Source organism: Pseudomonas paraversuta, from assembly GCF_904067025.1.
GTDB lineage: Bacteria > Pseudomonadota > Gammaproteobacteria > Pseudomonadales > Pseudomonadaceae > Aquipseudomonas > Aquipseudomonas paraversuta.
Map to the genome: position 1 here is coordinate 4254810 of NZ_CAJFDA010000001.1, position 21131 is coordinate 4275940.

The following is a 21131-nucleotide window of genomic DNA, read 5'->3' on the forward strand; positions in this document are numbered from 1 at the left end:
TCAGCTAATGCTCGTCGCTTGGAATTGGGCGTTATCACAGCCCTAACAGTTGATGGGGTTCCAACCGAAGGAGCCATCTTTGACATGGCGTCCACTCTAAGGAGTATACCGCCCTACACTGTCACGGACGACGAGTTCGAAGTAGTTATTAAGCGACTTCATGAAGCTCTTACAGTTGATATGGGATTGGGAGACTGTGTTTATGATGAGCACAATCCTTGGCTGAGAGCTAAAAAAGCTGCAATCGAACCATTTTATTGGAGTCGCTATCAAACCGATCTTTTGAAGCAGGGTTGGGGTCCAAAGGTTGTCAACTCGCTAGATAAGGTAACGGATGAAATCCTAGATTTGATGGGCGACCCATCAGGTCGTACAGGATGGCCGCGCCGAGGTTTAGTAATGGGCGACGTGCAGTCGGGGAAAACCTCTAACTATACAGGTTTGATTTGCAAGGCGGCAGATGCCGGGTACAAATTAGTAATTCTGTTAACAGGAACGCTGGAAAGTTTGAGAAGACAAACTCAGGAACGTTTAGACTCTGGGTTTGTAGGACTGGATAGCTCGGGCGTCGTAAACAATCGAAAGCGCCACCGCAAAGAAATTGGCGTTGGATTAATCAATGGTGCACGCTCAGCAGGTGTCTTTACGTCTACAGTAGTAGATTTCCGGGCGGCAATGGTAAACCAACTTGGATTTAGGTTAAACGACTACAGAGAGCCTGTTCTTCTTGTAGTTAAGAAAAACAAGCGAATCCTCGAAAACCTTGCCGAGTGGCTGGTTAATTATAATGCTGGCTCCAGCGGAAACATTGACATCCCCCTTCTACTTATTGATGACGAGGCGGACAATGCGTCCATCAATACAAACCCCAAAAAGGCAACTGCTATAAATTCGGGAATACGTGGATTGCTGAAAGTTTTCCCGAGATCGAGTTATGTAGGGTTTACCGCGACTCCGTTTGCCAACGTATTCATCAACCCTGAAACAACGAATAATGTCGAGGGGGACGATCTATTCCCTCGCGATTTTATTTACACATTAGACGCGCCTACAAATTATGTTGGGGCAAGCCGGATTTTCGGCGAAAACTCCGACCTAGAGTGCTTAAACGTTATTGATGATGCCGAAGATTACTTTCCGCGTGGACAGGCCTCTGACAGCGTGGTGGAGGGCGTCCCGTCATCGCTTAAAGATGCGATCACATGCTTCTTCTTAGTTAACACGCTAATGGACATTCGTGTTGGGATGCCAAAGCATAGATCCATGCTAGTAAATGTTAGTCACTTCACCTTGATACAAAATCAAGTCCGAGACATCATCGACCATGAAGTCCGGCTGATGCAGGGAGACATTCGAAATTACGCTTCCTTACCTTTCGATGAAGCTATACGTAACAGCTCCATTAAATCTCTATACAACGTATTTCAGAGAAACTTCTCCAACCTAGAAGTAACGTGGCAGCAGGTTCAAACCCAACTTTCAGCTTCTACGATGCCGATTCAGACTACTGCAGTAAACCAAAAAAGCGGGCCGGCCAGTTTAGATTATACCGCCTACAAGGAGCACGGCTTGAGGGTAGTAGCAGTTGGTGGCAATAGCCTAGCGCGTGGTTTGACGCTTGAAGGGTTGTGTATTAGTTACTTCTACAGAACAACTCAAATGTATGATGCTTTACTTCAAATGGGACGGTGGTTCGGCTATCGATCCGGTTACGAAGATCTATGTAAAATCTGGATGACTGAAGAGACAGCAGATTGGTATGCACATATATCAGAGGCAACTGACGAGCTTCGTAACGAAGTGCGTAGAATGCAGAACTCTCGTCTCAAGCCAATCGATTTCGGGCTTCGCGTAAGATCTCACCCTGAGTCTTTACTCATTACCGCCAGAAACAAAATGAGGGACTCGGATGAAATAGTCCAGATAATATCTATTACTGAAGAGAGCTTGGAGTCGCCCCGTTTACTAAAAGACCCCTCTATAGTTTCCTCAAACTACAAGGAGGCGCAGAATTTTATACGATCAGTAACAAGCAGTCCAGATTCTAAAAAGATAGAAGATGGCGCCTTCCCCGTATGGCGGTCCGTGCCGAAGCAACTGGTCGTAAAATTCCTGAAGGCATTCATCAATCATCCTCTTAGCGTAAAGTTGCAAACATCTAGCTTGGCTGATTTTATTGAAAAATCAACAGACCACAAGCTTGATTTATGGGATGTAGCTTTACCCACGGGTAGCGGCAGCTCGATAAAATTTGCAGAAGAGTTAGAGCTAAAAAGAAGAGTTCGCAAGATATCTATTGATGACAATATAAAAGCCTTGCTTGTTAACGGGACTAAACTGCGGGTGGGATCAGCAGCCGACGAGAAGGCAGGATTGTCAAAGTCTGAAATCGAGGCAGCAGAGATTAGGTATAGAAGCGAAGCCAAAAAGACTATCCAAACAATTCCGGGTAAAGCATACACTGCCGTTAGACAGGCACCGCTATTGCTAATCCATTTGATTGAGCCCAGAAAAGAAAGTAAGTTTCAACTGCCGCCCGATTGCGACGCGCTTGTTGCCATAGGCCTAAGCTTTCCATCCCTTGATATCAGCAGTCATCGTGTAGCTTATCGTATTAACCTTGTCGAACTCCGAAATATGTTGTCGGGGGATAGCTCCTCAATTGATGACAACGATGATGAGGAAGACGATGATGACGAATAAAGTCAAACTTATTTGGGACACAGTGAAAGCAGAAGCGGTCGGATCAGGATTTCGCAGAGTTGATGTAGAGCACATCCTTGATTTCTACGCAGGCGTGGATTCATTGGGTCGACTCACTCTTTTGTTGATTACGCAAGAAAATCCCGGCGTCGACTTGGAACTTCAATCAGTAAAAATACACACTCTGCTCCGGGAGGATGGCCGATGGTCGCTACTATTCATATTGGAAAAGCCAGATCTTTTTGAGCTATTTCGATTGTTCTGTGAAGATTTAATTACATCTTCACGCCAATGCTCGGATAAATCTAATGGCCTTCCGTTCGTTTTAGCGCGTCTTGTTAGCTGGCGCCTACTGTTCGAACGAGGCAACCTAGAAACCTTGAACGAATCTCAAGTCCGGGGGTTGAGCGGCGAACTTCTTCACCTCAAATCACTCATTGAGATGATTAGCGCGCCTGCAGCTATTCAGAGCTGGAAGGGGCCTGATCGGGCTGATCAAGATTTCCAATTCGAGAAGCTGGCTTGGGAAGTAAAAACTGTCTGGCCATCAGTAAACGAGGTGACAATTGCATCTGAAAGACAGCTCGATTATACCCACCGCGAATTGCAGCTTGTTGTTATTCAGCTGGGAAGCGGAGCAGAGAGCACAGCTAATGGATTTACGCTGAATCAGCTGGTTGACGATATCCGAAAATCACTTAAGTCAGACTTCGAAACCTACTCAGCCTTTGAAAACTGCCTATTGAGATGTGGGTACTCCACACATCCGGAATATGACAACCAGGTGATGATATTGTATAGCACCTCCCTTTACAAAGTAGTCACTGGCTTCCCTTGCATCCGACCGCAAGATTTGCCGCCAGGTCTTAGCAATGTAACATACAAGTTAAACCTTAATAATTGCACAGTCTTTCAAATCTAGCGCACGGGTCAATTCATATGAATCTTGATACTTTCCATAAAGATTTTATAGAGGCCGTTCGCTCAAAAGCGGAGTCTTCACGCGACTTTATCCGCACTGCTTTTGTGGAGGACTGCGGAGATAGACTCATAGAGGCTGAAGAGCTTCTATCCTTTGAAGTTTGTAGATTTGAAGGTGTTAACGGAAAACGCAAAAAGCTGCGCATCGACGGCTATGCATTTGATGATGCAGACAATTCGATGGCGCTTCTAGTCGCTGAGTTCTTCAATGAAGATGAAGTTACCTCATTCGTAACTTCCGATGTCAAGGCTGCAATTGGTGACTTACGCGCCTTCCTAGAGGAAGCATTGGACGGGAATTTGACTGACGGTAGCGTGGACGAAAGCCAACCAGGGCATGGCTTTGCATGTGACCTAATGGATTGGCATTCAAAGATAACTAAATATCGCTTCTATTTCGTCAGCGACGCGATGCTTAAAACTCGCCAAAAAGGGTGGCCTGAAGAGCAAGTGAGAGGAACCCCAGTCGAGTTTCATATCTGGGATATTGGAAGATTCCATTCAGCTTATGTATCAGCTACAGGACGGGATGATCTTGTGGTTGATTTTTCCTCAACTGTAAGCAGTGGATTGAAATGTCTTGCGGCAGCCGAGTCCCAAGGGGACTATAGCGCCTATCTCTGCATGATTCCTGGGGACACCTTGGCAGACATATACGACATGTATGGCAGCAGATTGCTTGAAGGGAACGTTCGAACCTTTCTCAGCACTAAAGGAAAAGTTAACGCAGCCATTCAAAACACTATACGCAATCAGCCTGAGATGTTCTTCGCTTTCAATAATGGAATTGCAGCTACTGCTGAAAATGTCGAACTTGAAGAAGATGCAGGCGGGGTGCGTATTCGAAGCGCCGTTAACCTGCAAATCGTGAATGGTGGACAAACCACTGCATCACTAGCGTTTGCGAAGAGAGGCGGTGCAGCCCGCAAAGAATGCTTGGACCTCTCGAAAGTTATGGTTCAAATGAAGCTTTCGGTTTTGCCTCCAGAAAAAGCAGGTGAGTTAACGCCAGAAATTGCACGTTACGCGAATAGCCAAAACAAGGTAAGCGACGCAGACTTTTTCTCCAACCATCCGTTCCACATTCGACTTCAAGAGTTCTCCCGTAGGTTGTTTACCTCACCAAGCGGCGGGGCTCAGTATGGTACACACTGGTTCTATGAGAGAGCTCGTGGCCAATATCTAAATGAGCAAGCAAAACTATCGGCCGCCCAAAAAAATCATTTCTTAACGCAAAGCCCAAAAAGTCAGCTTTTCACAAAGACTGATGTTGCAAAATATGAGAACAGCTGGCGCGAGCAGCCTCACAGAGTAAGCATGGGCGCTCAGAAAAACTTCATATTCTTCGCCGACACTATCTCCAAGTCATGGACATCGGATGGCAAGATCTATAACGAAGAATATTTCCGCAAGGTAGTTGCTTTAGCTATCATCTTCAGAAAAACAGAAGCCTTGGTCAGTCAGCAGCCGTGGTATCAAGGAGGGTACCGAGCGAACATTGTCACGTACTCAATCGCTAAGCTGCACAACTTAATATCTGAAGATGCACTTGGCAAACAGCTTAACTTTAGGGCCATCTGGGACTCACAAGCTGTCCCACAATCGCTATGCGAGCAATTGTCCATAATTTCAGAAAAAGTCTTCCATGTGCTAACCGATCCTGACAGACCTAAAGACAACGTTACTGAATGGGCAAAAATGCAGGCATGTTGGGAGCAGGTAAAAAATACAAAAATAAGCTTAGTTTCAAACGCCGAAGAATTTTTCCAAGAGGTACGCCAATCTGTCGAAGAAGTTAAAAAATCCAAATCTACACAAAAGACTGATGACAGTATTCAAATTCAGATCATGGTAGTTGATCTACCTGGTGCTGAATGGACTCGACTATTGAACTGGGGAGTTAAAAAAGAAAAGCTTTCTCCTCGACAGATAAATCTATTAAAAATCGCCGCGCAAATACCACACAAGCTCCCTACAGAACGCCAATGCATCGAACTTTGGAAACTACGTGGAGAATTAGTCAAAGATGGCTATCTTGCCCTTTAAATAAAGCATAAAGGTAAAAGTGGAGAGCTACTGCTTTTACCTTTTTATCTAAACGCGCTTAAATCCACATTTATCTGAAAATATGTGCTGCTACTTTTTTGATTACCACGTGGCTTCGGCCCTCTAAGAGGGCCGAAGCCACACTGGAGAGCACCGTTCATGTACAGGAGCATAGGGTCGCGCAGTCGCATCATGCATGCAGCAGGTAAATCCGACCAAGCAATTCACTAGCATTCAAGATTAATTTGCGTGCTGCACACCATTTCATACAGCTGGAATAAATTAGACTCAGCGGTTAATCGAGTGGGAAAGCTATACCCTCGGCATTCCAATCAGTATTCCAACAAAATTCGATTACTAAAATCACTATTATTAGTCAATACCTTGCCTGCTCCGTTCAACTTCCCCCGGCCCCACCAATTCAACAAAAAAAGACGTCCTCGGACGTCTTTTTTGTGCCTGGAATTCAGGGCTTTCAGCGCCGCTGACGGGGTGTGTCCATGACATGGCGCAGGAAAACGCCTCAGGTACTGCCTGTCACCTCGGCCCTCAATGCCCGGTAGCCTGCCGATACTGACGCGGGGTAAAGCCGGTCAATGCCTTGAACTGTCGGGTGAAAGCGCTGTGGTCGGTATAGCCGCACTGCAGTGCCACTTCGGTGATGGGCATGTCGGTATGCAGCAGGCGATGGGCGTGCTCCAGGCGAACCTTCTGGATCATCTGCCGCGGCGTCAGGTGGAACACTCGCTTGCAGTATCTTTCCAGCTGCGCCACGGAAATGCCGGCGATTCGCGTCAGTTCGCCCAAGGTGACGCGGCGATTGAAATGCGCGCGTATGTATTCGTCGACCGCGGCCAGGCGCTGGTAGGCCGGGTGCGTGTCGGCGGCCGATTGCAGGTCAACCGAAATCCCCGCCAGGCCGATGATTTCTCCGTTGCGGTTATATAGCGGCCGTTTGTGGGTCAGGCACCAGCCGGGCTCCCGGCTGCCGTATAAATGCAGCTCCAGTTGGTCTTCCAGGACCAGGCCCTGTTCCAGAACCCGGCGGTCCTGTTCGGTGTAACCGGGGCCCAGTTGCGCGGGGAATACTTCGGCACTGGTTTTGCCAAGCAAAGGTTGCAACTGTTTCAACCCGCAGCGCTGAACCAGGGTGCGGTTGGCCATCACGTAGCGCGCGTGGATATCTTTGATAAAGATCGCGGCATTCGGAATCACATCCAGCAGCGGCAACAGCAACGCCACCCCCGCCAGTAGTTCATCGAGGCTGTCAGGGCGACTCCGGTCGCTGCCCTGCCCCAGGATCGCAAACGCGCTTAGCGGCATGACTCTCACTCTCTCAGGGTTCGGACAGGCAAAAGTCTACCCGTGCCGCACCTCGTCGGCAATTTGGAATTGTGCTGATTTCGTCATCGACCCAAGTGAAAAACATCAATCGAGCAACCGCTGAAAAGTCCACTCTAGAGCCATTGCATGCCCCTTGAAAAACTCTGACGGATTGGCAAGCAAGCGTCAGCCCGCATCCAGGAAGGTATAGGCGATTACACGGCACGACCTATGGAAGTGAAGGATTCCTGAACCCGGTTTTTATAAGTGCGCGGTTGTTAGCAGCCGCAACGTTATCTACGGCGATCCCGAGCATAACGTTTTCAAATGACATCACTCCTGCCTATCCAATAACTCACAAGAAGGCACCGCCATGTCAGGCAAAGGTAAGTTCAAAAAGCAACTTTCATTGATAGACCTTACGTTTATCGGGCTGGGAGCCATCTTCGGTTCTGGCTGGCTGTTTGCCGCCAGCCACGTTTCCGCCATTGCGGGCCCCGCAGGCATCTTTTCCTGGCTGCTGGGCGGGTTTGCCGTGCTGCTGCTGGGCATCGTTTACTGTGAACTGGGGGCAGCACTGCCGCGGGCCGGCGGTGTAGTTCGCTACCCGGTGTACTCCCACGGCCCGTTGCTCGGCTACTTGATGGGCTTTATCACCCTGATCGCCTTCTCCAGCCTGGTGGCAATCGAGGTGGTTGCCTCTCGCCAGTATGCTGCCGCCTGGTTCCCCGGGCTGACCCAGGCCGGCTCCAACTCCCCTACGGTGATTGGCTGGCTGATGCAGTTCGGTCTGCTCTGCCTGTTCTTCATGCTCAACTATCGCAGTGTGAAGACTTTCGCCAAGTTCAATAACCTGGTCAGCGTATTCAAGTTCATCGTTCCGCTGCTGGTGATCGGGGTGCTGTTCACCTTCTTCAAACCGGCAAACTTCGAGGTCCATGGCTTCGCGCCATTCGGCATGGCGGGCATCGAGATGGCCGTTTCCGCTGGCGGTGTGATCTTCGCTTTCCTGGGGCTGACCCCCATCATCTCGGTGGCCAGCGAAGTACAGAACCCGCAACGCACCATCCCGATTGCACTGATCCTGTCGGTGCTGCTGTCCACCGCCATTTATGTGCTGTTGCAGACGGCCTTTCTCGGCGGTGTGCCCACCGAGATGCTGGTCAACGGCTGGACCAGTGTGTCCAAGGAACTGGCGCTACCTTATCGCGACATCGCCCTGGCCCTGGGTGTGGGCTGGCTGGCCTACCTGGTGGTGGCTGATGCGGTGATCTCGCCCAGCGGTTGCGGCAACATCTATATGAACGCTACCCCTCGGGTGGTCTACGGCTGGGCAAAGACCGGTACCTTCTTCAAGATCTTCACCCGCATTGACGAAAAGTCCGGCATCCCGCGCCCTGCGCTGTGGCTGACCTTCGCTCTGTCGGTGTTCTGGACCATGCCCTTCCCTTCCTGGGAAGCCCTGATCAACGTCGTCTCCGCAGCACTGGTGCTCAGCTACGCCGTGGCTCCGGTGTCCGTGGCCGCACTGCGCCGCAACGCCCCTGACATGCCGCGCCCGTTCCGGGTCAAGTGGATGGCGGTACTGGGCCCGCTGTCGTTCGTCATCGCGGCACTGATTGTCTACTGGTCAGGCTGGAACACCGTGTCCTGGTTGCTTGGCCTGCAGATCGCGATGTTCGTGGTGTACCTGATGTGTGGTCGCTTTGTACCCACCTGGCACCTGAATCTGGCCCAGCAAGTTCGCTCTTCCATGTGGTTGATCGGCTTCTACGCCGTGACCATCGTGCTCTCCAAGCTCGGCAGTTTCGGTGGCATGGGCGTGCTCACTCACCCCTTCGACAACCTGGTGGTGGCGACCTGCGCTCTGGGCATCTACTACTGGGGCGCGGCCACCGGTGTACCGGCGCATCTGGTGCGCCTGGAAGATGAGGACGAAGACGATGAACAGGTAGTCCATCAGGCAGCAGCCCACTCTGCGCATCCCGCCGGGGCATACGCCGGGGCTTGATCCCGGGATTCCAGGCCTCTTTGCGCGTCTAAAGGACAGGTATATGAAACAAGTACATATCATTGATTCCCACACCGGCGGCGAACCCACGCGCCTGGTCATGAAAGGCTTTCCGCAACTGGCCGGCAACACCATGGCTGAGAAGCTCAATGCCCTGCGCGACCAGCATGACCAATGGCGTCGTGCCTGCCTGCTGGAGCCCCGCGGCAACGATGTGCTGGTAGGCGCCCTGTACTGTGAGCCGGTCTCGCCGGATGCCACCTGTGGCGTGATCTTCTTCAACAATGCCGGTTACCTCGGCATGTGTGGTCACGGCACCATCGGCCTGGTGGCCTCCTTGCATCATCTGGGGCACATCAGCCCGGGCGTGCACAAAATCGATACGCCAGTGGGCCCGGTCAGCGCCACGCTGCATGAAGATGGCGCTGTGACCCTGCGCAACGTACCCGCCTACCGCTACCGCAAACAGGTGCCGGTGGACGTCCCCGGCCACGGCCTTGTGTACGGCGATATCGCCTGGGGTGGCAACTGGTTCTTCCTGGTTTCCGATCACGGCAAAGCATTGCAACTCGACAACGTCGAAGCCCTCACCGAGTACACCTGGGCGATGCTCAAAGCTCTGGAAGCCCAAGGCATCCACGGCGAAGACGGCGCCCTGATCGACCATGTCGAGCTGTTTGCCGAGGACCACCAGGCCAACAGCCGCAACTTCGTCATGTGCCCGGGCAAAGCCTACGACCGCTCACCCTGCGGCACCGGCACCTGCGCCAAGCTGGCTTGCCTGGCAGCCGATGAAAAACTGGCCGCAGGCGAGCGCTGGGTCCAGGCCAGCATCACTGGCAGCCAGTTCATCGGCAGCTACGAATGGGAAGGCGAGCGTATCCGCCCTTCCATTACTGGCCGCGCCTACATGACCGCCGACAGCACGCTGCTGATCGACGAACAGGATCCCTTCGCGTGGGGCATTTGAGCCACCCCGCCGGATGCCGTTCAGACGGCCCCTTATAGCTTCAATAGACAACAATAAATTTTCCAGGAGTTACAGCAATGACCGATAACATTTTCACTGGCTGCATGCCGGCCCTGATGACCCCTTGCACCGCTGACCGCCAGCCGGATTTTGACGCGCTGGTAGCCAAGGGCCAGGAACTGATCGATATCGGCATGAGCGCCGTGGTGTACTGCGGCTCCATGGGCGACTGGCCACTGCTGACCGAAGCCCAGCGCCAGGAAGGCGTCGCGCGCCTGGTGGCCGCAGGCATTCCGACCATCGTCGGTACCGGTGCGGTCAACAGCCGTGAAGCGGTTTCCCACGCAGCCCATGCAGCCAAAGTTGGCGCCCAGGGCCTGATGGTTATCCCGCGCGTGATGTCCCGTGGCGCCTCTGCCGCCGCGCAAAAAGCTCACTTCGCCGCGATCCTGGAAGCCGCTCCGGGTTTGCCGGCAGTCATCTACAACAGCCCTTACTACGGCTTTGCCACCCGCGCCGACCTGTTCTTCGAACTGCGTCGCGAGTACCCGAACCTGATCGGCTTCAAGGAGTTCGGTGGTGCTGCAGACATGCGCTACGCCGCCGAGAACATCACCTCCAAGGACGATGACGTTACCCTGATGGTCGGTGTCGACACCCAGGTGGTGCATGGCTTCGTCAACTGCAACGCCACCGGCGCCATCACCGGCATCGGCAACGCCCTGCCGCGCGAAGTGCTGCAACTGGTAGCCCTGAGCAAAAAAGCCGCCAAAGGCGACGCCAAGGCTCGCCGCCTGGCCCGCGAACTGGAAGCTGCTCTGGCCGTGCTCTCGTCCTTCGACGAAGGCTGCGACCTGGTGCTGTACTACAAGCACCTGATGGTGCTCAACGGTGACAAGGAATACACCCTGCACTTCAACGAGACTGATGTGCTCAGCGATGCCCAGCGCAATTACGCCGAGAACCAGTACACGTTGTTCCGCCAGTGGTACGCCAACTGGTCGGCAGAGCAGAACGTCGCCTGACGTTTCGCCCACCACCTGCCTGCACGGCGGCGCCCCGATGCGCGCCGCCCTCTATTTATGCCCGGCTGCCAAGCCCCGTGTTTGGCAACCGGACTCCCCTACTGCTCCAGGAACCGCCATGACTCTGACAGGCCAAATGCTGATCGGCACCCACGCCATTACCGGCAGCCGCGAAGCGATCCGGGCGATCAATCCCGCCACCGACCAACCGCTCGAACCGGCCTATCCCGGCGGTACCGCTGAGCATGTAGAACAGGCCTGCGCCCTGGCATGGGCAGCCCTGGACCGCTATCGCGAGACATCACTGGCGGCACGCGCCGAATTCCTCGAAACCATTGCCGATGAAATCGAAGCCCTTGGCGATGAACTGATCGACCGCGCCACGGCCGAGAGCGGCCTGCCACGCCCGCGTATCCAGGGTGAACGTGGCCGCACCTGCCACCAGCTGCGCACCTTTGCCCGCACTGTACGTGCCGGCGAATGGCTGGATGTACGGGTCGACCCGGCACTACCGGAACGTCAACCTCTGCCCCGCTCTGACCTGCGCCAGCGTCAGGTGCCGCTGGGTCCGGTGGCCGTGTTCGGCGCCAGCAATTTCCCCCTGGCCTTCTCCGTTGCCGGCGGCGATACCGCCTCGGCCCTGGCTGCCGGTTGCCCGGTCGTCGTCAAGGCCCACAGCGCGCACCCGGGCACCAGCGAACTGGTAGGCCGCGCAATTGGCCGCGCCGTGGAAAAATGCGCTCTGCCTGAAGGCGTGTTCTCGCTGTTGTTCGGCTCGGGTCGCGAAGTGGGGATCGCCCTGGTCAGCGACTGGCGGATCAAGGCCGTCGGCTTCACCGGCTCGCGCAGTGGCGGCATGGCCTTGTGCAAGGCGGCCCAGGCACGCCCGGAGCCGATCCCGGTGTATGCGGAAATGAGCTCGATCAACCCGGTACTGCTTTTCCCGGCGGCCCTGCACAATCGTGGCGAAGCGCTGGCACAAGGCTTTGTCGCTTCCCTGACCCAGGGCGCCGGCCAGTTTTGCACCAACCCGGGCCTGGTAATTGCCCGTCAAGGCCCGGCCCTGGACAGTTTCATCCGCGTGGCAGCGGACTTCGTGCAGCGCAGCCCTGCGCAGACCATGCTCACCCCCGGCATCTTCAGCGCCTATCAAGCCGGTGTCGGCGCTCTGGCCGAAAACCCCCACGCCCGGGCAGCGGCTGCCGGCCTGCAGGGCGAAACTCCTAACCAGTGCCAGGCCCGACTGTTCGTCACCCGGGCAGAAGATTTCCTCGCCGACCCGTCCCTGCAAGGCGAAGTGTTCGGTGCCGCGTCGCTGATCGTGCAATGTGCCAATGACGACGAAATCCGCCAGGTCACCGAGCATCTGGAAGGCCAGCTAACCATCACCCTGCACCTGGATGACGCCGACCTGGAAAGCGCCAGGGCGCTGCTGCCGATCCTGGAGCGCAAGGCCGGTCGCCTGCTGGTCAACGGCTGGCCAACCGGTGTTGAAGTGTGCGATGCCATGGTCCATGGCGGTCCTTTCCCGGCCACCTCCGACACGCGCACAACCTCGGTCGGCACCGCCGCCATCCTGCGTTTCCTGCGGCCGGTCTGCTACCAGGACTTCCCCGATACCTTGTTGCCAGCCGCGCTCAAGCACAGCAACCCGCTGCTGCTGCGCCGCCTGTTCGACGGCCAGAGAGAAGCCTAGGAAATGTCGAACCCCTTCAATTCCAGCAACCCTGACGACAGCGTTGACATTGCCGTGGTCGGCGCCGGGATCATCGGCGTTGCCTGTGCCCTGCAACTGGCACGCCAGGGCCAGCGCGTAGTGGTTATCGACCAGCAGGACCCCGGCCACGGCGCCTCATTCGGCAACGCCGGGCATCTGGCGACCGAGCAGGTGTTTCCCATCGCCGATGTGTCGATCCTCAAGCGCTTGCCCGCCATGCTCATGGACCCCATGGGCCCGCTGCGCCTGGACTGGAAATACCTGCCCCGTGCCATGCCCTGGTTCACGCGCTTGTTGTTGAACCTGCGACCGGCGCCTTACCAGCGCACCGTGGCCGGCATACGTGCGCTCAACGAAAGCAGCCTGGGTGCCTGGCACCGGCTGCTGGAGTCGATCGAACGGCCGAACCTGATGAAGGAAGACGGCTCGTTGCTGGTGTTCGAACGCGCCGAGTCGCGCCAGGCGATCGAAGCGCTACAGGCACGCATGCGTCAACAAGCAGTACCGGTCGATATGTGGCAGGCCCAGGCCATCCGCGACGTCGCCCCGCAATTGAGCGAGCAGATCCAGGGCGGGTTGTTCTTCCCCAGCACAGGGCATTTTCTGGACCCCTACCAGGTGGTCTGTGAACTGGTCGAGGCCGCCAAGGCCTGCGGTGTGCGCTTCATCAAGCAACGGGTGCAGGACGGACACCTGCATCAGAACGGCGTCTCGCTGCACACCGACCAGGGCAGTTTGACTGCCCGCCAGGTACTGATCGCCTGTGGCGCCCACTCAGCCAGGCTCACCGCAAAGCTGACGGGCAAGAAGGTCCCCCTGGATACCGAGCGCGGCTATCACCTGATGCTGCCCCATGAACACGAGCGGCTGCCTTTCGCGGTCACCTCGCTGGAACGCAAGTTCATCATGACCCCCATGACCGATGGGCTACGGTTGGCCGGCACTGTCGAGTTCGCCGGCCTTGAGCGCCCCCCGACCATGGAGCGCGCCTGGCAGTTGCACCGGTTGAGCAAAGGTCTGTTCCGCCAGGACTTGAGCGCCGAGGGTGCCACGCCCTGGATGGGTTTCCGCCCGTCCTTGCCGGACTCTCTGCCGATCATCGACCGGGTATGCAACGGCAAGGTACTGCTTGCCTTCGGCCACCAGCACCTGGGCCTGACACAGGCCGCAGTCACTGCCGAGCTGATTGCGCGGATGGTTGCACCGGCGACCGCGACCCCGTCTCATCCGTTGCCGGGGCTCGAACCGTACCGGCTGGATCGCTTCTGAGGCAATCGCGGGAAATGGCTGGCTGCGGGCCCGACGCCGGCAGGCCATGCCCCTGCGGGAGCAACGATTCACAATAGAAGCTTCAGGCAAAAAAACGGGCTGCCAGGTATCACCTGGCAGCCCGCCGGCCTTGGGAGAAAAGGCTCGATGCGCCTGTTCAGCGCACTTGAGGACTAGTACCCAGCGGCCTTAGAAAAGCGCAATGCTGTAGCTCAGAAACACCCGATTCTGATCTTGATTGCGGGCAGCCTGGCTATGGGACTTACCATTGCGCCAACCCAGCCCCACACCTTTAAGCGCGCCGGATTGCACGACGTAATCCAGGCTGAAATCCCGCTCCCATTCCTTCAGCCTGTCGCCGCTGACAGTCTTGATATTGTCCCCCCGCAGGTACATCACCGAGGCTTTCAGGCCCGGCACGCCGAGGGCAGTAAAGTCATAGGCATATTGGCCAAATGCTGTGCGCTCCCCGGCCCGGGTAAAACTTTGGGTCAGGCGGTCGGTGTACAGGTACAAGCTCGCGCCGCCAGCACCTTTGCCTTCCAGCCCGCCCTGATTGAGCTGAGTGAAATTACTGCCGTCGGAAACACTTTGATAGCCGGCGGTGACCCCATGGCTGCCAATGCTGTAAATAAATGCAGCACTCCAGGTACGGTTGTCGATCTCGCCATCGCCCTCCTTGGTGTAACCACTGATGCGGTAGCCCGCAGCTCCCGAACTGTTTTTACCCGAAGATTCAGTTCGAAAATAACGCAGGTCGGTTTTTAAAGACTGGTCATTCGAAAACTCAAGGGTGTGAACCAATCCAAAAAACTGCTGGCTGTAATAGTCTTCAAGGTGACCGTAGTAATACTGTGCGAGCAGGTCCCTGGAAACTCTCCAGTCAGCCCCGGCAAAATTGAACTGGTTGCTTTCGCGCTGCCCCCCCACAGCGGCCAGACCAGTCCGGTCCGTTGATCCACGGCCAGTTGCATGCTCAATCCGCCCGCCATTGAAGGTCACATTAGCCAACTCCCGTGAGACTACCTGGCCCCCCTCGAAGGTTTGGGGAAGCAGCCGTCCATCGTTGGCAACCAGCACCGGAAGTCTGGGCAGAAGTGTTCCGTAGCGAAGTTCGGTCCTGGAAACTTTGACTTTCCCCGTCAGCCCCAAGCGCCCCCACTGACTGACGGGCCTGTCATCACTGCCGACTGGAATCATGGTGCTACCCACAGACCGCCCCTTGCCGCCATCCAGGGTCACACCCAGCAACCCCAAGGCATCGACCCCAAAGCCGAAAACGCCGTCGGTATAGCCCGACTTGTAATCCAGCATAAAGCCCTGCGCCCACTCTTCGGTTTTTGAAGGCTTCGCGGCGCCCTCACGACTGTCATTGTTGAAGTAGAAGTTCTTCAACCCCAGCGTGGCTTTACCGTCACGCAGAAAATCAGCCTGTGCCTGAGTACTCAGGGCAATACCGCCCAGAAGAAAAGTTGCAGCTATATTGTTTACGGTCACTTACAGCGCTCCGATTTATTATTTTAATTTGCTCAATCCACAGGCAAACCCGCCCGCTGCCCCAAGGCTGTTTACTTGAACCATTGCTATCGCAACTGCAGGCACGAGCTTGTCTCGCGATGACTTAGAGAGCGCCGTGTTTAAACTGTAATCACGGGTTATCGCTAACAAACATCCCAAGACAAGTTCGCGCCTGCTACATCAGGGTTTAATGACTTGATCACTACAGCCAGGGCGGGATGAGAACTTCAAAACGGGCCCCACTTCATTTCTACGCCAACAATCAGTACAACCACACAAATCACCATCCATACGGCAATCAGCGGCGCTACAAACTTCACCCACTTGCCGAAAGGAATACCGGCCACGGCAAGAACGCCCATCAAGACACCGGAGGTCGGGTTAATACAGTTAACGATACCTTCGCCAAACAATACGGCATGCACCACTACTTGCCGTGTCAGCCCGATCATGTCGCCGATAGGCACATAGATGGGTATCAGCAATGCCGATTCACCGGAACCGGAAGAAATAGCAAAGTGCATCAGCGCTGCACTCACGTACATACCGATGGCGGCCATGGCGGGATGCAGCGGCGCCAGCAAGTCAGCCAGATGCCCGACAATCGGATCAAGGATATGACCGTTATCCAGAACGATTGATATTGCCCGGGCCATGCCGACAATCAGTGCCCCGGAGACAATCCGGGAACAACCACCCAGAAAACTGTTGGCAATTTCAGACGCCGACAGTTTGCCAATCATGCCTGCGACTATCGCCATGAACACAAACATGGCGGTCATCTCGAGCTCTCCCCACTTCATGGTCATGGCGCCATAAATGAAGGTCACCAGAGTGCCGGAAGCGAACGCCAGAATCAGCCAGTGGCGGGTTGTTGCCTTTTCGTCTGCCGCGATGGAATCAGTCAGTTCAGGACGTTTTTCACCATTTTTGCGGCATTTGCGCATGTAAATCATCAAAAAAGCGATACAGGCCAATATGAACAGTGCTGAGGTAATGCCGCGCAACCCGAAGCCGGAAAATAATGGCAGTTGGGCCAGTCTCTGAGTAAGCCCGGTAGTCACCGGGTTAGTGAGCGCCACATTGAAACCGGACGCGCACGTCAAATACACCAGCGAGACCCCGAAGAAAGGGTTCAACCCCAGAGACCTGGCAACCAGCAAACCAATCGGAACGAAAGCAACAACCGCATTGACCACAACGCCCGTGGTTCCAAGCACTCCAAAGATCAGACCAAAGATTGCCACGACCACGTAATCATTAAGCTTTGTACTGCGTGCAATGCCATTGAGTGCCTGGTGAATGGCTCCGGTACTTTCCAGTACCGCTAAAGCGCCGCCGGTAAAGAGGATCAGAAAGATGATAGGTGCAGAACTCTGCAACCCGGAAGCAATCGCCGTAAAAACCCCTAGCGGATGCACGCCATTTTGCGGAACGGCATGAAGACTGCCATTCACGACAAATGAGATGCCATCGCGCATTTCACGATCAAACACACCCGCGGGAATAATCCATGTAGCGGCCGCCGCAATCAGCAAGATAATAAAAAGAAAAACATAGGGACTTTTGATTTCTTGCTTTGAAGATTTAGAGGCCGTACTTACGCCCTCAGAAGCCGATTTTATATTTATCATAGCTTTTACCTCAGGTTTCTCAGCCGGTTTAAAGTCTCTGGATCAGTTCAGCCAGAAGTGCGGCCCGTACTGGTAAATCCGAGATAATGATGTGTTCATGGGTAGAGTGCGGCCCTACCCCCGTAGCCCCAAGTCCGTCCAGGGTCGGGATACCGATGGCAGAGGTGAAGTTGCCGTCACTTCCTCCTCCCACCGAGGCACCTTTGATTTGAATGCCCAGTGCCTCTGCAGCCTCTTGGGCTACGGCAAAAAGTTTCTGGTTTAACGGGGTGTATTCAAGGGGAGGACGCACCAGACCACCGCTGACAGCGATCTGCGCGCCAGCCAGGCATGGTTTCATGTCTTTGACGATGGATTCAATCCGCCGGGCCTCTGCCAAACTGCTGACACGCAGGTCAACACTCAACTCTGCACTGTCGGCGATCACATTGGTACGCTGCCCGCCGTTGGCAATCCCGACATTAATGGTTGTGCCCAATTCAGGCGCATTCAGTCCATGGAGGAAAAGAATCTGCTCAGCCATTTCATGTACTGCGCTGATTCCGTCTTCGGGGTTGTTACCTGCGTGAGCTGCCCGACCTTTGATCTTGATATCGAAACGGCCTGTGCCTTTGCGCTCGACCTTCAGTTCATTGCTATGCGAGGTGGCCGGCTCAACCACCAGCACTTGTTCGCACAGACGCGCTTCACTTTCAATCCACTCACGAGAACTCGGGCTACCGATTTCTTCATCACTGGAACATAAAAAGCGGATTTGTCGATCCCCCAGCAAGCCAAGGTCAATCAGGGCCTTGGTAGCCCAAATGGCCTGAATGAGCCCACCCTTCATATCCAGAATGCCCGGGCCGTAAAGTTTGCCTTCTTCGACCCGCAGTGAAAGACGGCCGATGTCCCAAACGGTATCAAAATGCCCGAGCACAGCCGTGCGCTTTGGCCCTTTACCCACCGTGAACATCAGATGATTTCCGTACTCCTCGCGCGCGACAACCTCCACGGTAGCGCCGATGCGCTGCGCCATGATGTCTTGCAGCACTTCACCACAGGCATCAACAGCCCGCTTGTCTGTAGAGGGGGACTCGGCAAGTACCAGTCGCTTTAAATCGGCGAGCAGAACATCGGAGTGCAGGCGAAGGTATTCTTGTACGGCGCTCATATTTTGGGCCTGTCCTGGAGGAGTAGGCCCCGAGTATGGAATGCTCTTGTGGGTTGAAAAATACGAGGGTGAACACTAGATTGTTGCCCACAGAGCAACAGTTGACGACCAGAAGGCTAAGAGATGGAGAACAGTTTCCAGGAAAAGCGCCTTGGCTACCTGCACGAAGTCGGGTTTCAAGGTGGCATTCGCAAAGCAGCCGACGTACTTGACGTAAACCCCTCCGTCATCAGCCGACAGATCGCCCTCCTCGAGCGCAGCCTGCATTTACCCTTGCTTGAACGTCGCGGACGCAATGTAGTGCTGACTGAAGCAGGCAAACTCCTGTCTGATCATTTCAGTGAAACGCAAAAACGTCGGGAAGTCCTGAGCAAACAATTGAATGACCTGCGATATATGCGCGGCGGAACCGTCTCCCTGAGAATCGGGCCGGGGATGGTTGCCGACTTTGTCGCCAACGAATTGCGTGAATTTTCCAAAGTCTATCCCGACGTTTTTGTGGACATCAGTTCCGGGGATATGAGCGCCACACTGATGATGCTGGTACGCGGAGAGGTCGATATGGCGCTGTCATTCGGCCCCATCGACAACGTATCGCTGCAGCGTCGCAGTTTCACCAGAGGCCCTATTTGCGCAATTGTTCCTGAAGATCATCCCTTAAAAGAATTCACTGTCATTGCTGTCAGTGAACTGGCCAACCACAGGTTGATTGGCCTGTCTAACGCCTATGGCGTACAGCGCTATATCAATAAAATATTCGAGTCTGAAAATCAGGTATTCACCCCCGCCTATCGCTGCAACCAACAGTCTGTGGCGATCACCCTGTGCCAGGCAGGTCTTGGCGTAGCGTTCATGACCGCTCAGTCTCTGGGGCAACAGGGCAAAGATTCAAAACTGCTGGCCATCCCCCTGGATCACCCCATAGCAAGGGCCTCGCAGTGTCATATTCTGCGCAGCTCCGATCGACGACTACACCCGGCGTCAGAGCATTTATGGTGGCTGCTGGTGAATTACCTGGAAAGGACCCAGACCGAAGAAACCCTGTAAAGCCCGGGCAGCGCAGGACAATTTATTGATTCAGCACATCTGCGGCGCACTGCCCCTAGATGTGCATGCAGGGATCAGCAAACTGTCACTGCTGACCGCGAACCGGCCGATGCCGGCCTTCGGCGGGCTGCCCAATGGACTTAACTCTTGAGACATGCGCCTGGATTGAACAGGGAACCTCAGGTAATGGGCGCCGGGTTGAACAAGGTAATGTCGTTGTGCAATTTGTGCTGTTCGGCCCAGGTGTGTTTTTTGCCGCTGGCCACATCCAGGTAGTAGTGGAACAGCTCCCAGCCCAGCTCTTCTATGGTCGCGCGGCCGGTGGCAATGCGCCCGGCGTCGATATCGATCAGGTCCGGCCAGCGCTGCGCCAGCTCGGTACGGGTCGAGACCTTGACCACCGGTGCCATGGCCAGACCATAAGGGGTGCCGCGCCCCGTGGTGAACACGTGCAGGTTCATCCCCGCGGCCAGTTGCAAGGTGCCGCAGACAAAATCGCTGGCCGGCGTTGCACAGAAAATCAGCCCTTTGCCCGTGAAACGCTCACCAGGGCCGAGCACAGCATTGATCGCGCTGCTGCCGGACTTGACGATGGAACCCAGGGATTTTTCGACGATGTTCGACAGCCCGCCTTTCTTGTTGCCCGGTGTGGTATTGGCGCTGCGATCAGCTTCGCCTTTGGCCAGATAGCGGTCGTACCAGTCCATTTCCCGCACCAGTTCCTGGGCGACGCTGCGGCTTTCGGCACGGGAGGTCAGCAGGTAGATGGCATCGCGCACTTCAGTGACTTCAGAAAACATCACCGTCGCTCCGGCCCTGAGCAGCAAGTCCGAGGCATAGCCCAGCGCCGGGTTGGCGGTGATCCCGGAAAACGCATCGCTGCCGCCGCACTGCATGCCCAGAATCAGCTCGGACGCGGGTACGGTTTCACGGCGGCGCAGATCGAGTTTCTTCAGACGGGTCTCTGCCAGCGCCATGATCTGTTCGACCATTTCGCCGAAGCCGTGGCTGGAATCCTGCAAGCGGTACAACCACGGTTCGCTGAGGTCCACCGAACTGTCGTTGTCGTGCATCACCTGGCCGGCCTGAAGTTTTTCACAGCCCAGGCTGATGACCAGCGCTTCGCCGCCCAGGTTGGGGTTGCGTGCCAGATTACGCACCGTGCGGATCGGGATGTAGGCATCGGTGGCGCTGATGGCCACGCCGCAGCCGTAGCTGTGGGTTAACGCGACCACATCATCGACATGGGGGTATCGGGGCAACAGTTCATCACGGATACGCTTGACCGCGTGGTTCAACACCCCGGTCACGCACTGCACAGTGGTGGTAATCCCCAGAATGTTACGCGTGCCGACGGTGCCGTCGGCATTGCGATACCCCTCGAAGGTGAAGCCTTCAAGAGGCGCCTGGGCCACCGGCACCTCGGTGGCCAGCGGCAGGCTGTCCAGGGGTGGCGCAGTGGGCATGCGCAGTTGGTCTTCATTGACCCAGCTGCCGCGGGCGATGGCCTGCAAGGCGTAGCCGATGGTCTGGCCGTATCGAATGACTGCGCCGCCCCGGGCAATGTCCACCAGCGTGACCTTGTGGCTCTGCGGCACAAAATCCAGGGTCACCAGGCCATCGGCAAGCTCGGTCCCGGCCGGTACGCCCTGGTCGTTGACCACCACCGCGACGTTGTCCAGTGCATGCAGACGGATAGTGCGCGGCGAGTCGGAGTGTTCAATCAAAGTCATG

14 protein-coding genes are annotated in these 21131 nt (G+C 55.3%); 9 read left to right on the forward strand and 5 right to left on the reverse strand.

Features of this window, described 5'->3' with window-relative positions:
• Nucleotides 1-84: 84 nt before the first annotated feature.
• The 3 genes from JQ848_RS19390 to JQ848_RS19400 are packed head-to-tail and all read left to right on the forward strand — an operon-like array spanning nucleotide 85 to nucleotide 5730.
• Nucleotides 85-2703: a Z1 domain-containing protein gene (locus JQ848_RS19390; protein WP_202211036.1), complete on the forward strand. Its 2619-nt coding sequence runs from the start codon at nucleotides 85-87 to the stop codon at nucleotides 2701-2703.
• Nucleotides 2693-3625, forward strand: a complete 933-nt coding sequence (locus JQ848_RS19395; protein WP_202211037.1) for a PD-(D/E)XK motif protein — start codon at nucleotides 2693-2695, stop codon at nucleotides 3623-3625. Before JQ848_RS19390 ends, JQ848_RS19395 begins: the two co-directional genes overlap by 11 nt.
• Nucleotides 3626-3642: 17 nt before the next feature.
• A complete protein-coding gene (locus tag JQ848_RS19400) occupies nucleotides 3643-5730 on the forward strand; it encodes an AIPR family protein (RefSeq protein ID WP_127196830.1) in 2088 nt (695 codons plus the stop codon).
• A 549-nt stretch (nucleotides 5731-6279) separates the two neighbouring features.
• Here JQ848_RS19400 and JQ848_RS19405 read toward each other — a convergent pair.
• Nucleotides 6280-7053: an AraC family transcriptional regulator gene (locus tag JQ848_RS19405; protein WP_003439496.1), complete on the reverse strand. Its 774-nt coding sequence runs from the start codon at nucleotides 7051-7053 to the stop codon at nucleotides 6280-6282.
• A 373-nt stretch (nucleotides 7054-7426) separates the two neighbouring features.
• Here JQ848_RS19405 and JQ848_RS19410 point away from each other — a divergent pair, with 373 nt between their 5' ends.
• The 5 genes from JQ848_RS19410 (at nucleotide 7427) to JQ848_RS19430 (ending at nucleotide 14045) form a co-directional block, all read left to right on the forward strand.
• Complete coding sequence (locus JQ848_RS19410) at nucleotides 7427-9064, forward strand: APC family permease (protein ID WP_010656950.1); 1638 nt, start codon at nucleotides 7427-7429, stop codon at nucleotides 9062-9064.
• A gap of 43 nt (nucleotides 9065-9107) precedes the next feature.
• The gene (locus JQ848_RS19415) at nucleotides 9108-10034 is read left to right on the forward strand and encodes a 4-hydroxyproline epimerase (RefSeq protein ID WP_010656949.1); all 927 of its coding nucleotides are present in this window, start codon (nucleotides 9108-9110) and stop codon (nucleotides 10032-10034) included.
• A 77-nt stretch (nucleotides 10035-10111) separates the two neighbouring features.
• Nucleotides 10112-11059 (forward strand): dihydrodipicolinate synthase family protein, encoded by a 948-nt coding sequence (locus JQ848_RS19420; protein WP_003439474.1) that lies wholly within the window; start codon nucleotides 10112-10114, stop codon nucleotides 11057-11059.
• Between the two features lie 118 nt (nucleotides 11060-11177).
• Complete coding sequence (locus JQ848_RS19425) at nucleotides 11178-12755, forward strand: aldehyde dehydrogenase (NADP(+)) (RefSeq protein ID WP_003439471.1); 1578 nt, start codon at nucleotides 11178-11180, stop codon at nucleotides 12753-12755.
• A 3-nt stretch (nucleotides 12756-12758) separates the two neighbouring features.
• Nucleotides 12759-14045 carry an NAD(P)/FAD-dependent oxidoreductase gene (locus tag JQ848_RS19430; protein WP_003439468.1) on the forward strand — a complete coding sequence of 429 codons (1287 nt, stop codon included), beginning with the start codon at nucleotides 12759-12761 and terminating at the stop codon, nucleotides 14043-14045.
• A 189-nt stretch (nucleotides 14046-14234) separates the two neighbouring features.
• Here the strand turns inward: JQ848_RS19430 and JQ848_RS19435 are convergent, their stop codons facing one another.
• The 3 genes from JQ848_RS19435 to JQ848_RS19445 form a co-directional block, all read right to left on the reverse strand.
• Nucleotides 14235-15542 (reverse strand): OprD family porin, encoded by a 1308-nt coding sequence (locus tag JQ848_RS19435; protein ID WP_003439465.1) that lies wholly within the window; start codon nucleotides 15540-15542, stop codon nucleotides 14235-14237.
• A 248-nt stretch (nucleotides 15543-15790) separates the two neighbouring features.
• Complete coding sequence (locus JQ848_RS19440; protein WP_010656946.1) at nucleotides 15791-17197, reverse strand: YfcC family protein; 1407 nt, start codon at nucleotides 17195-17197, stop codon at nucleotides 15791-15793.
• A 28-nt stretch (nucleotides 17198-17225) separates the two neighbouring features.
• Complete coding sequence (locus JQ848_RS19445) at nucleotides 17226-18350, reverse strand: M20 family metallopeptidase (RefSeq protein WP_202211038.1); 1125 nt, start codon at nucleotides 18348-18350, stop codon at nucleotides 17226-17228.
• Nucleotides 18351-18473: 123 nt separating this feature from the next.
• On the opposite strand from JQ848_RS19445, the gene JQ848_RS19450 reads away from it, so the two are divergent.
• Nucleotides 18474-19397, forward strand: coding sequence for a LysR family transcriptional regulator (locus tag JQ848_RS19450; protein ID WP_003439457.1), 924 nt, complete (start codon nucleotides 18474-18476; stop codon nucleotides 19395-19397).
• A 179-nt stretch (nucleotides 19398-19576) separates the two neighbouring features.
• Here JQ848_RS19450 and garD read toward each other — a convergent pair whose 3' ends face one another.
• Nucleotides 19577-21130: a galactarate dehydratase gene (gene garD / locus JQ848_RS19455; RefSeq protein WP_010656944.1), complete on the reverse strand. Its 1554-nt coding sequence runs from the start codon at nucleotides 21128-21130 to the stop codon at nucleotides 19577-19579.
• Nucleotide 21131 lies beyond the last annotated feature (1 nt).